9 protein-coding genes and 1 tRNA gene are annotated in these 12,067 nt (G+C 61.1%); 2 read left to right on the forward strand and 8 right to left on the reverse strand.

Features of this window, described 5'->3' with window-relative positions; genetic code table 11:
- Window positions 1-66 precede the first annotated feature (66 nt).
- From queG to G3256_RS18160, 7 genes are all read right to left on the reverse strand, one after another.
- A complete protein-coding gene (gene queG, locus G3256_RS18130) occupies window positions 67-1,098 on the reverse strand; it encodes a tRNA epoxyqueuosine(34) reductase QueG (protein ID WP_169642159.1) in 1,032 nt (343 codons plus the stop codon).
- A 63-nt stretch (window positions 1,099-1,161) separates the two neighbouring features.
- Window positions 1,162-1,827: an FtsZ-binding protein FzlA gene (gene fzlA / locus G3256_RS18135; protein WP_169642160.1), complete on the reverse strand. Its 666-nt coding sequence runs from the start codon at window positions 1,825-1,827 to the stop codon at window positions 1,162-1,164.
- Between the two features lie 60 nt (window positions 1,828-1,887).
- Entirely contained in the window at window positions 1,888-2,553 is a 666-nt protein-coding gene (gene mtgA / locus G3256_RS18140) for a monofunctional biosynthetic peptidoglycan transglycosylase (RefSeq protein ID WP_343044373.1), read from the reverse strand.
- A 111-nt stretch (window positions 2,554-2,664) separates the two neighbouring features.
- Window positions 2,665-7,188, reverse strand: coding sequence for a glutamate synthase large subunit (gene gltB, locus G3256_RS18145; RefSeq protein WP_169642162.1), 4,524 nt, complete (start codon window positions 7,186-7,188; stop codon window positions 2,665-2,667).
- The gene (locus G3256_RS18150) at window positions 7,185-7,628 is read right to left on the reverse strand and encodes a GFA family protein (protein WP_169642163.1); all 444 of its coding nucleotides are present in this window, start codon (window positions 7,626-7,628) and stop codon (window positions 7,185-7,187) included. The genes gltB and G3256_RS18150 overlap by 4 nt, the downstream gene beginning before the upstream one ends.
- Window positions 7,621-8,055: a GFA family protein gene (locus tag G3256_RS18155; protein ID WP_169642164.1), complete on the reverse strand. Its 435-nt coding sequence runs from the start codon at window positions 8,053-8,055 to the stop codon at window positions 7,621-7,623. The genes G3256_RS18150 and G3256_RS18155 overlap by 8 nt, the downstream gene beginning before the upstream one ends.
- A 200-nt stretch (window positions 8,056-8,255) precedes the next feature.
- Window positions 8,256-9,689: an NAD(P)-dependent oxidoreductase gene (locus tag G3256_RS18160; protein WP_169642165.1), complete on the reverse strand. Its 1,434-nt coding sequence runs from the start codon at window positions 9,687-9,689 to the stop codon at window positions 8,256-8,258.
- A gap of 219 nt (window positions 9,690-9,908) precedes the next feature.
- On the opposite strand from G3256_RS18160, the gene G3256_RS18165 reads away from it, so the two are divergent.
- A complete protein-coding gene (locus G3256_RS18165) occupies window positions 9,909-10,712 on the forward strand; it encodes an undecaprenyl-diphosphate phosphatase (protein WP_169642166.1) in 804 nt (267 codons plus the stop codon).
- Here G3256_RS18165 and G3256_RS18170 read toward each other — a convergent pair.
- Window positions 10,709-11,692 carry a complex I NDUFA9 subunit family protein gene (locus G3256_RS18170; RefSeq protein WP_169642167.1) on the reverse strand — a complete coding sequence of 328 codons (984 nt, stop codon included), beginning with the start codon at window positions 11,690-11,692 and terminating at the stop codon, window positions 10,709-10,711. The two genes, G3256_RS18165 and G3256_RS18170, sit on opposite strands and share 4 nt — an antisense overlap.
- A 187-nt stretch (window positions 11,693-11,879) precedes the next feature.
- On the opposite strand from G3256_RS18170, the gene G3256_RS18175 reads away from it, so the two are divergent.
- A tRNA-Leu gene (locus G3256_RS18175) sits at window positions 11,880-11,965 on the forward strand.
- Window positions 11,966-12,067 lie beyond the last annotated feature (102 nt).

The following is a 12,067-nucleotide window of genomic DNA, read 5'->3' on the forward strand; positions in this document are numbered from 1 at the left end:
CAGACACCTCAGGTAAAATCTCTTTCTGCGCCACATGAGGCATCGTTCCGACCCTGTGTGACCGTATCATGCGTTCAGCTCCGCAACTGCCCAATGGGCTGCGTCGGCCACTGCCGCATCGGCATCCCCCGTCAGCCCGGCAGCCACCGGTGCGAGATCCGCCAGACCGGAGTTTCCGATCGCGTAAAGCACGTTGCGCACAAACCGGTCCCGCCCGATGCGTTTGACAGGGGAGCCGGGAAACATCGCGCGAAACGCCGCATCGTCCAGCGCCGCAAGGTCTGCCAGCGCCGGTGCCGTGTGGTCCGGCGGGGCCAGAAGCCGGATATCCTTTGCCGCGACGGCGAATTTGTTCCAGGGACAGACCGCCAGACAGTCGTCGCAGCCATAAATGCGGTTCCCGATGCCGCGGCGCAGATCTTCGGGCACCGGCCCTTTGTGTTCGATGGTCAGATAGGAGATACAGCGCGTCGCATCGAGCTGCCAGGGGGCCGGAAAAGCATCCGTCGGGCAGATATCGAGACAGGCGCGACAGGAACCGCAATGGTCCTGTTGTGGCTCATCCGGTGGCAGATCGAGTGTTGTGAAGATTGCACCCAGAAACACCCAGTTGCCAAAGTCCCGGCTGAGCAGATTGGTGTGTTTGCCCTGCCATCCCAGTCCCGCTGCCTGCGCCAGAGCTTTTTCGGGCACGGGGGCGGTATCGACAAAGACCTTCACCTCGCAGTTTTCCTGCGCGATAAGCCAGCGCGCGAGGCGTTTGAGCCGTTTTTTGACCACATCATGATAATCGCGGCCCCGGGCATAGACCGACACCGCGCCCCGATCCGGCTGACCCAGCACCGTCAGCGGATCCTCGTCAGGCGCGTAGCTTTCGGCCAGCATGATGACCGAGCGCGCCTCCGGCCAGAGCGCTGCCGGATTGCCGCGCCAGTGCATGCGCTCCGCCATCCATCCCATCTGTCCGTGATAGCCCTGCGCCACAAATGCGGCGAGACGCTCGGGCACCTCAGGCACCGCATCCGGGCGACAGATACCGGCGGCGGCGAACCCTTCCTCAAGGGCCTGTGCGACCAGCCGGTCCTTCAGAGCGTGCATGTTTTCATCTTGCCCGAAGGCATTGCCGGGGTCCGGAGGTCGGCAGGCCCCGGCTGACGCTCATCAGAAATCGAGGTCATTGTAATGCTTTGGCGGTGGAAAGCCCGAGACCTGATCCGCCAGGATCGACCTGAAAGCCGGGCGGGATTTTATCTTTGCATACCAGTCTTTTACCACCTCAGACCGGTTCCAGTCGATGTCGGAGATATAATCCAGAGAACTGAAATGCGCAGCGGCGGCAAAATCCGCAAGCGTCATCGCATCCCCGGCAAGCCAGCGCCGGTGATCAAGCAGCCAGGCCATATAATCGAGATGATAGCGGATCGCTTTGGCGCCGGCTTTCACATTGCCGCTGTCGGGATACCCCTGACCCATGACTTTTTTATTCACGCGCTCATAGAGCAGCCTCGATGTCACCTCATTGTGAAATTTGTCGTCAAACCATCCCACCAGACGCCGCACTTCCTGCCGGGCGACCGGGTCCTTGGGCAGCAGCGGCGGTTCGGGCCGGGTCTCTTCAATATACTCACATATCGCGGCACTCTCGGCCATCATCACACCGTCAAGCCGCAGCACCGGAACCTTTCCCGCAGGGTTGCGCCGCATGAAATCCGGGTCTTCCTCCCAGTATTTCTCCTCTACCAGTTCCACCTCGATTTTCTTTTCCGCAAGGCTCAGACGGACTTTGCGGCAAAAAGGAGAGAGCGGGACGTGAAACAGGCGGGCCATTCGGGCGGAATCCGTGATTGTCAGATGCTGTTCCTTCAATGCCTGTTCAGACGGTCGGTTTCAACTCTGGAAACAGGCCGCGCGACCGTCTTTGCTGATTGTCGCCGCCCCTGAGAGGATCTGCTGCGCCCGCCTGCGGACAAAATCCGACGGCTTCGAGGCCGAACGCCCCTTCGGATCAGGCAGGATTGCCGCGAGCCGCGCGGCCTGGACATCCGACAGATCGCGGGCCGGTACGCCGAAATAATGCGGTGCCGCCGCCCCCACACCGAACACACCTTCGTCAAACTCGGCAACGTTGAGATAGACTTCGAGAATCCGCTCTTTGGACCACACCAGTTCCAGCATCGGGGTCAGCAACGCCTCCAGCGCTTTGCGCGTGTAATTGCGCCCGTGCCAGAGATAGACATTCTTCACCGTCTGCTGGCTGATGGTTGAGGCGCCACGGTTGCCGCCATCCTCAATCGCGTCCTGAATGGCACGCACGTCAAATCCCCAGTGCATGCAGAAATTGGCGTCCTCGGCGGCCACCGCCGCACGCGCCATCACCGGGGCGATCTGCGCCATGGGTGTCCAGTCGTATTCCACGCTCCCCAGCCTGCGGTTTTCACCGTACATATAGGGCGTGGTCCAGGGCGCCACAAAAACACCCAGCGCCATCACGAGCGCCGTGACCACAAAACCCCCCAGCAAAATACGGAAAACCCAGCGCCGCAGCGCTTTCATAAAAAGCTGCGGTGCACGCGCGCTTTTCTTCTTTCGACGGGTGGTTTTCCGCTTCGCCATGGCCCGGGTATAGGCGGGCCATGGCGTCTTGTGAACCGAAAGCTGCGGCGATTATTCCGCAGGAACGGCCGCCTCTTCGATCCCCAGCGGCGCCGGCAGATGATCCAGCATCTCTTTGGGACAGATCTGCAGGAAACTGCGCTTTTCGGTGTCCCAGTGCTGCAGGATATCAGCGACCCGGCGGCTGCCGGTTTCGCGCAGGTGCATCTCAAGCAGCTCTTCGAGCTCATTCAGCCAGTGATCGACCGTGACCGGGCAGGTGACCAGCGTTTCCATGTTCATCATGGGCGGCGCCTTGCCGTCGGGGTCATAGAGATAGGCCATGCCCCCGGTCATGCCGGCGCCGAAGTTGGCCCCGATCTCGCCAAGGATCACAGCAACACCGCCGGTCATGTACTCGCATCCGTTCGAGCCGCAGCCTTCGATCACGACCTTTGCGCCGGAGTTGCGCACGGCAAACCGCTCGCCCGCCCGTCCGGCGGCAAAGAGATAGCCCGCTGTCGCACCGTAAAGCACCGTGTTGCCGATGATCGTATTTTCGCAGGCTTTGATCGGCGAGGCCATGGGCGGGCGTACAACGATCATGCCGCCCGAGAGCCCCTTGCCGACATAATCATTCGCATCGCCCGACACCTCCAGTTTCAGCCCCGGTGCCGCAAAAGCGCCCAGCGACTGACCGGCAGAGCCCGCAAGCTTGACCGTCAGGTGATCAGGCTGCAACGCATTGTTCATACCGAACTTTTTTACGATGTGGCTCGCCGTGCGGGTGCCCACGGTGCGGTGCGTGTTCTGCACCGCATAGGAAAGCTGCATCTTTTCGCCGTCCTCAAGGAAGCGCGCCGCATCCCGCACGATCTCCGCATCCAGCGTATCAGGCACCGGGTTACGCGCCTTGGACCGGTCGTAAACGATGTCAGCCGCACCATCGACGGTGATCAGCAGCGGATTGAGATCCAGATCATCGAGGTGCGCCGAGCCGCGGCTGACCTGCGCCAGCAGATCCGCGCGTCCGATCACATCATCAAGGCTGCGCGCCCCGATCTCAGCCAGGATCTCACGCACTTCGGTGGCGTAAAAGGTGATCAGATTGACAACCTTATCCGCATTGCCGGTGAATTTCGCGCGCAGGCTTTCGTCCTGCGTACAGACGCCCACGGGGCAGGTGTTGGACTGGCACTGGCGCACCATGATGCAGCCCATCGCAATAAGGGCCGCAGTGCCGATGCCGTATTCCTCGGCCCCCATCATCGCCGCCATCACGATGTCACGCCCGGTGCGCAGGCCGCCGTCGGTTCGCAGCGTCACGCGTTCGCGCAGGTTGTTCATCGCCAGCACCTGATGCGCCTCGGTGAGGCCCATCTCCCAAGGCAGACCTGCGTATTTGATCGAGGTCGCGGGGCTGGCACCCGTGCCGCCGTTATGGCCGGAAATCAGGATGATATCCGCCTTGGCCTTGGCGACACCTGCCGCAATCGTGCCGACCCCTGACGAGGCGACGAGTTTGACGGTGACCTTACAGCGCGGATTGATCTGTTTGAGGTCATAGATCAGCTGGGCCAGATCCTCGATGGAATAGATATCGTGGTGCGGCGGCGGGCTGATCAGGGTGACGCCTTTGGTCGAATGCCGCAGGCGGGCAATCAGGTCAGTGACCTTCATGCCGGGCAGTTGTCCGCCCTCGCCGGGCTTGGCGCCCTGGGCCACTTTGATTTCCAGCTCTTCGCACTGGTTGAGGTATTCCGCCGTCACGCCGAACCGGCCCGACGCCACCTGTTTGATCTTGGCCGACGGGTTGTCGCCGTTGGGCTCAGGCACAAAATGCGCCGGATCCTCGCCGCCTTCGCCACTGTCGGATTTCGCACCAATGCGGTTCATCGCGACGTTCAGCGTTTTATGTGCCTCCGGGCTCAGCGCACCGAGGCTCATGCCCGGCGTGACAAACCGTTTGCGGATGGAGGTGATGCTCTCGACCTCCTCAATCGGTACCGGTTTGCCCAGCGGTTTGATATCGAGAAGGTCGCGCAGATGAATGGGCGGATTGCTCTGCATCTTGGCGGAATACTGCTTCCACATCTCGTAAGAGGCGCGGTTGCAGGCCATCTGCAGCATGTGCATCGATGTCGCTTCCCAGGCGTGCGTTTCGCCCGATTTGCGCGCTTTGTAAAAGCCGCCGATCGGCAGAACGGACCCGTCGCCGCTCCAGCCTTTGCGGTGCACCTCCTCGGCCTTGTGCTGAATGCCCCAGATACCGATGCCTGAAATCCGGCTGGTCATGCCGGGGAAATACTCCGCAACCATCGCGCGGCTGAGGCCCACGGCCTCGAAATTCAGCCCGCCGCGATAGGATGAGATGACCGAAATGCCCATTTTGGCCATGATCTTCAGCAGACCCTGGTCGATGGCTGTGCGGTAGCGTGCGATGGCCGTCGTCAGGTTCACATCAAGCAGGCCACGGTCGATCCGGTCGGCAAGGCTGTCTTCGGCAAGATAGGCGTTCACCGTCGTCGCACCGCAGCCGATCAGCACCGCGAAATAATGCGGATCAACGCATTCCGCCGAACGCACATTCAGCGAGGTAAAGGTGCGCAGTCCCTTGCGCGTCAGGTGGCTGTGCACCGCACTTGTGGCCAGGATCATCGGCATTGCGACCCGCGCCTCGCCGGAGTGCTGATCGGTCAGCACGATATGTCCCGCGCCTGAGCGCACGGCGTCTTCGGCCTCTGCACGGATACGCTGCAACCCGGCGGAAAGCGTACCGGTCTCAAAGGAACAGTCGATCTCAACCAGCTCGGCATTAAAGTGCTTTTTCAGCTCCTCGAACTGCGAATTACCGATGAACGGGCTGTCGAGCGTCAGGATCTCGGTCTGGCTGCTGTCCTCATCAAGCACGTTCTTGAGGTTGCCGAACCGCGTCTTGAGGCTCATCACGCGGAATTCACGCAGACTGTCGATCGGCGGGTTCGTCACCTGGCTGAAGTTCTGCCGGAAAAAGTGGCTGAGCGGACGGTACTGACCCGAGAGCACCGCCGACGGCGTGTCATCACCCATTGAGGCCAGCGTCTCTTTGCCGTCCTCGGCCATGGGGGCGAGGATCTGTTCGAGCTCTTCGATGGAATAGCCCGCGGCCACCTGACGGCGGCGCAGCTCACCGCCGGTAAAGAGCGGCTTTTCGGTCACCCCGCCCAGCTCGCTGTCGAGATCGTTGATCTTGCCAACCCATTCGCCAAAGGGCTGGGAGGCGGCAAGTTTGTCCTTGATCTCAGTATCATGAAAAAGGCCACCGTTTTTCATATCGACCGCCAGCAGCTGTCCGGGGCCCAGGGCACCCTTCTCCACCACACGGGCTTCATCGAGCGGCACCATGCCCGCCTCTGAGCCTGCGATCAGCATATTGTCGGAGGTCACCACATAGCGCATCGGCCGCAAACCGTTGCGGTCGAGGCCAGCGCAGACCCAGCGCCCGTCGGTCATTGCAAGGGCGGCGGGCCCGTCCCAGGGCTCCATCACCGAGTTGCAGTAGGAGTACATATCGCGCCAGGCCTGGGGCAGTTCCACGGCCTGTTTCGACCAGGATTCCGGCACCAGCATGGTTTTCGCCATCGGCGCATTACGCCCCGCGCGCACCAGCACTTCAAAGACCGCATCAAGGGCCGCACTGTCGGACGAGCCCGCCGCGACAATCGGTTTGATATCCTCGGCCATGTCGCCAAAGGTTGACGACGCCATGCGGATCTCGTGGCTTTTCATCCAGTTGAGGTTGCCGCGCAGTGTGTTGATCTCGCCGTTGTGAGCCAGCATCCGGAAGGGCTGCGCCAGCCACCACTGCGGGAAGGTGTTGGTGGAATAGCGCTGGTGATAGATCGCAAAGGCGCTCTCGAACCGCTCGTCCATCAGATCGGGGTAAAACTCCGCCACATCCTGGGCCAGCATCATGCCTTTGTAGATGATCGACCGGCAGGACATCGACGCAATATAAAGCGTCGGCACCTGGGCTGCGAGAGCTGCCTTTTCGATGCGCCGGCGGATCACGTAAAGCTCGCGCTCAAAGGTTTCCTCATCCACGCCCTTGATATTGGAGATCAGGATCTGCTCGATCTCGGGCCGGGTCGCATTGGCCTTTTCACCCAGCACAGAGATGTTCACCGGCACATGGCGCCAGCCATAAATGTAATAGCCCATGCGCAGAACTTCGGTCTCCACGATGGTCCGGCAGGTTTCCTGGGCTGCAAAGTTGGTGCGCGGCAGAAACACCTGGCCCACTGCCATCAGCAGATCGGTTTTGGGTTGGTGGCCGGTGCGCCGCACCTGATCGTAAAAGAAATTCGCCGGGATCTGAACGTGGATGCCCGCGCCGTCGCCGGTTTTGCCATCCGCATCGACAGCGCCCCGGTGCCAGATCGCCTTCAGCGCCCGGATGCCGTTTTCCACGACATTCCGGCTTGGTTTGCCATCAATCGACACCACAAGGCCAACGCCGCAGGATGAATGCTCTTCGCTTTCGTCATAAAGCCCGTGTTCGGCCATATACGCGCGTTTTGCCTCTTCGCGGGCCACCCATGCATCATCATAAGTCATCCGGCATCTCCTCTGACGAAATTGTTCTTTGCTTCATATTCGGCGCGCGTGGCTTTCGGGTGATCGCCCCCGATCCGGGCTGCGGCCATGGCATCATCGGTGTATATCTCAGACCTCAGCGGCCAGTCGCGGGCCGCATCAAAAAGCCCGGGCATCAGCTCATAGGACGCGTCCGCGTCATCTGTATTGCGCATCCACAGGTTTGATCCGCAGATCGGGCAGAACGCCCGCTCCGCGAAATCCGACGAGGCATAGCGCGCCACATCGCCGGTCACTGTCACCGCGTCGGGCTGCGCTTCGAAACACATGAACACACCGCCCGACCACCGCTGGCACATGCGACAATGGCAGATGCCCGGGCGCGGGTCATGCCCGCCCGAAACGGTTATTTCGACGGCACCGCACAGGCAGTGCCCGGTGAGGGCGGCTGTTTCAGTCATCTGTCGCATCCGCTTCGGTGAACATTTCTATCGTCTCTTCCGTGCTCAGGCGGCGATGATCGCCGGCCAGCGCATATCCTGTGGGGCAGCGGTCGCTGAAAAACTCCAGCGTCAACCGGCCGCCCGCTGCATCGTCAAAAAGCCCCGCCGCAAGGTGGCGCACCCCGTCATGTGTCGTGCCGTACCAGAGCGTCGATCCGCAGGTCCCGCAGAACCCCCGCTCGGCCCAGTCCGACGAGACATAGCTCTGCGCAGGCCCTTCGACAGTCAGTGTCGCAGGATCCGCATCGACCGACATGAACATGGCGCTGGTATGCCGGCGGCACATGTCACAGTGACAGGCACGCAGACGCGGATCGTCAGACTGCACCGAGACCGTGACCGCGCCACAAAGACAGCGCCCGTTGAGAAGCTTTTTGTCACTCATCAGGATGTCCCTGCGCGGCGCGGAACGGGGCCCGTTCCGCCTGGCCGCGACGCCGGGCTGTTGCAGGAAGCAGTGTGAAATTCATTTCCCGTTAACTCCTCGCGGGCATTCAGGTCAGGCATCGTGACCCATGTGAAATGCCGTGTATGACAACCGGTGCACACTCTGTGCACGGGATGTGCACGGCCTGTGACCGGGGTTTATTCTGCTGCAATGGCGTCCGGCGTGTCGAGTTTCGCAAGGATCGCCTCGGCGCAGTCGCGGCCATCACGAATGGCCCAGACCACGAGGCTCGCGCCCCGCACGATGTCACCAACGGCATAGACGCCTTCCAGATCCGTGGCCCCGGTGGTGAACTCAGCTTTGACCGTACCCCAGCGCGTTACCGGCAGCTCAGGCTGATCCCAAAGCGTCGGCAGGTTCTCGGGCTCAAAGCCCAGCGCCATGATCACCAGGTCCGCCTCTTCGACGTAATCCGCGCCGTCGATCACCTCGGGCGCCTGACGCCCGGTGGCATCAGGTGCACCAAGGCGCATCTTCTGCACCATAACCCCTGTCACCGGATCGCCTGCAAAACCCTTTGGCGCGGAGAGCCATTCAAAGATCACACCCTCTTCTTCGGCGTTCTTCACTTCGCGCTGGCTGCCTGGCATATTTGCCCGGTCGCGGCGGTAGAGACACTTAACGCTCGTCGCACCCTGCCGCACCGAGGTGCGCACGCAGTCCATTGCAGTGTCGCCACCGCCGATCACGACCACGCGTTTGCCTTCGGCATTCAGCATGCCGGAATCAAACTCTTCCACGGGGTCACCGAAGCTTTTGCGGTTGCTGGCCGTCAGGAAATCGATTGCCCGGACGAGCCCCCCGGCACCCACACCCGGCGCCTCGATTTCGCGGGTTTTGTAAACGCCGGTGGCGATGATCACAGCGTCATGCCTGTCACGCAGTTCGGCGAAGGTGATGTCTTCGCCCACATTACAGTTAAGCTCAAAAGTAACGCCGCCTTTTTCCAGCTGTTCGTTGCGGCGCATCACCACGTCCTTTTCCAGCTTGAAACCGGGGATGCCATAGGTGAGCAGACCCCCGGCGCGGTCATAGCGATCATAGACAGTGACCTGCACGCCGGCGCGGCGCAGCACATCCGCCGCCGCGAGCCCGCCCGGGCCTGCGCCGATGATACCCACAGATTCAGTGCGTTCCTGCGCCGGGCTGATCGGCTGGACCCAGCCTTCTTCCCATGCGGTGTCGGTGATGTATTTTTCGACCGCCCCGATGGTGACCGTTCCGTGGCCGGACTGCTCAATCACGCAGTTGCCTTCGCACAGGCGGTCCTGCGGGCAGATCCGCCCGCAGATCTCGGGGAAGGTGTTTGTGGCCTGGCTCACCTCATAGGCTTCCTGCAGCCGCCCTTCGGCGGTCAGCCGCAGCCAGTCGGGAATATTATTGTGCAGCGGGCAATGGCTCTGGCAGTAAGGCACGCCGCACTGGCTGCAGCGGCCGGACTGCTCGCGGGCCTTTTCTGCGGCGTACTCGGCATAAATCTCGCGGAAGTCTTCTTTGCGTATACCTGCGTCCCGCTTTACAGGCATATCCCGCTCCACGGTCACAAATTTCAGCATTGGTTGCTTAGCCATCGTCTATTTCCTCCGCAACAGAACAGCCCTCCCTCTATCGCATGTCCGAATGGAAATAAAGTCAGCCTTACTGACCTTTAATGGGAATTTTTCTCTTGTTGTGGTGGCGTGGTGCGGTAAAACAGCAAAAAGTATGACCGAATCGGACCTAAATTGCCACTTTCCATTTGATTCCCCGCGCTTATACCACAGGCGGGCACAGATTTTCAGGACAGCGCAGTGACACTCCTTCAGCTTCTCATCATTGCGATCATTCAGGGGGTTACCGAATTCCTGCCCGTCAGCTCGTCAGGTCATCTGGCGCTGCTGCCCGCCCTGACCGGCGGTCCGGATCAGGGTCTTGCCATTGATGTGGCTGTTCACATCGGCACGCTGCTGGCTGTGGTTCTGTACTTCTGGCCGGACGTCCGGATCGCGATCGCCGGCATGGGCAGGCTGCTGCGAGGCCGGGTCGACACCCAGGGCGCCTTTCTGGCCCTTTGCCTCGTTATTTCGACAGTGCCGGTGACCATAGCCGGCCTCGCGATCAGGCTCGCCGGGCTTGATGAAATGATGCGCTCTGTGGCCGTGATCGGCTGGGCGATGCTGATCTTCGGTCTGGTGCTCTACTGGGCGGATCAGACCGGCGGGACACGCAAAACCTCTGCGCAATGGTCGATCAAAGACGCAGCCCTGATGGGCCTTGCCCAGATGCTGGCGCTTATACCGGGCACCTCGCGTTCAGGGATCACAATTACCGCTGCGCGGCGCCTTGGCTATGGCCGCGAAGGGGCCGCGAAACTGGCGATGCTGATGTCGATCCCGACCATCCTCGCCTCCGGCGTGCTGCTGAGTTTTGACGTGATTGCCGATGCCGACCGGGCTCTGGCGCGCGACAGCGCAATCGCGGCAGTCTTTGCCTTCCTTGCGGCACTGGGGGCGCTGGCGCTCATGATGCGCCTGCTCAACAGTGTCAGCTTCACGCCCTATGTCATTTACAGGGTGGTTCTGGGCATCATTCTGCTGGTGATCGCCTATAGCTAGGTGCGCAGATTACGGGCTGATTCCTTGATCGCGTCGTACTGACCCGACGGGCGGAACCGCCACAGATATTCAGGCAGCACGGAGCCCATATCCGTCGGTGTAATCCCAAGATCAGCAAAGGTTTTCTGATCTGCGGACACCACGTTGTCGTTGGCAAGATTGCGCACCTGATCGCGGGTGATCATCCTGTTCGGGATGAGCCCGAGCGACAGGGTCTGCAGCAGGTCAAAACCCCATCCCATCATCCGCCCGACGAAAAACGGAATATTCACGATGAGGCGGCGGCGGTGGATGATTTCCAGCATCTGCTGCATAAGATCTCTGAAGGTTTTCGCCTCTGGTCCGCCAAGCTCATAGATGCCTGCGGCCGCATTCCCGGTAAGTGCGCGTTCCGCCGCCTGCGCGACGTCGTCCACATAGACGGGCTGAAACTTCGTATCCGCACCGACGACCGGCAGGAACGGGCTCGTGCGGGTCATACCGGCAAAGCGGTTAAAGAATTCATCTTCGGGCCCGAAGACCACTGAAGGCCGCAGGATTACAGCATCCGGCATATGGCGAAGCACGGCGGCTTCGCCTTCAGCTTTGGTGCGGGCATAGTCGCTGTCAGAATTTTCATCAGCGCCGATGGCTGAGATCTGTACCATCCGGGTGATGCCTGCTTCGGCGGCAAGGCGCGCAATCCGGGCGGCACCCTCGGCCTGCACCGCGTCAAAACTGTTTTTGCCGCTTTCCGCCAGGATACCGACGCAGTTCACGACAGCATCCGCGCCCTGCATCACCTGAGCCACGGAGGCATCATCGCGCACATTACAGAGCACCGGCTCGACCTGGCCCACGACGCCGTAGGGTTTCACAAAGATCGCCTCGTTCGGGCGACGCACTGCGACCCGCACACGCCAGCCGGCTTTCGCCATTCTGCGGGTGATATAACGCCCGACAAAACCTGAACCGCCATAGATCGTGACCAGCTTTGACATAGTGTGCCTCATTGCGTTGTGCGCCCTTACCCGATGTACCCCCCGCCCCGCAGTGAAACAAGGCGCAAATCCGCGCGGGTGCAGGGTTTTGTCCTGCCCGGGCAGCGATGACCCGGGATGAATCGGGTGTCAAAATTCCGTTTGACACCTCTCAGCGTTGGGCTTACACGCCTGATCCACGACACCTGCCCAGGTGGCGGAATGGTAGACGCGCTAGCTTCAGGTGCTAGTACTCGCAAGGGTGTGGAGGTTCGAGTCCTCTCCTGGGCACCAGTCAACTCTCAGCAATCTGTAAACACGTGCGACACACGGCGCGGGCTTTGTGGCCTGTGCACCTTTCACTCCCCTGTTCGTGCGGCGGCACAGAACTGAACG

The organism is Roseobacter ponti (assembly GCF_012932215.1).
Classification (GTDB): Bacteria; Pseudomonadota; Alphaproteobacteria; order Rhodobacterales; family Rhodobacteraceae; genus Roseobacter; species Roseobacter ponti.

Excerpts from the sequence above, each read along its gene's own strand:
- queG (WP_169642159.1), bottom strand. The coding sequence starts at position 1,098 with ATGCACGCTCTGAAGGACCGGCTGGTCGCACAGGCCCTTGAGGAAGGG.
- fzlA (WP_169642160.1), bottom strand. The coding sequence starts at position 1,827 with ATGGCCCGCCTGTTTCACGTCCCGCTCTCTCCTTTTTGCCGCAAAGTC.
- mtgA (WP_343044373.1), bottom strand. The coding sequence starts at position 2,553 with ATGAAAGCGCTGCGGCGCTGGGTTTTCCGTATTTTGCTGGGGGGTTTT.
- gltB (WP_169642162.1), bottom strand. The coding sequence starts at position 7,188 with ATGACTTATGATGATGCATGGGTGGCCCGCGAAGAGGCAAAACGCGCG.
- G3256_RS18150 (WP_169642163.1), bottom strand. The coding sequence starts at position 7,628 with ATGACTGAAACAGCCGCCCTCACCGGGCACTGCCTGTGCGGTGCCGTC.
- G3256_RS18155 (WP_169642164.1), bottom strand. The coding sequence starts at position 8,055 with ATGAGTGACAAAAAGCTTCTCAACGGGCGCTGTCTTTGTGGCGCGGTC.
- G3256_RS18160 (WP_169642165.1), bottom strand. The coding sequence starts at position 9,689 with ATGGCTAAGCAACCAATGCTGAAATTTGTGACCGTGGAGCGGGATATG.
- G3256_RS18170 (WP_169642167.1), bottom strand. The coding sequence starts at position 11,692 with ATGTCAAAGCTGGTCACGATCTATGGCGGTTCAGGTTTTGTCGGGCGT.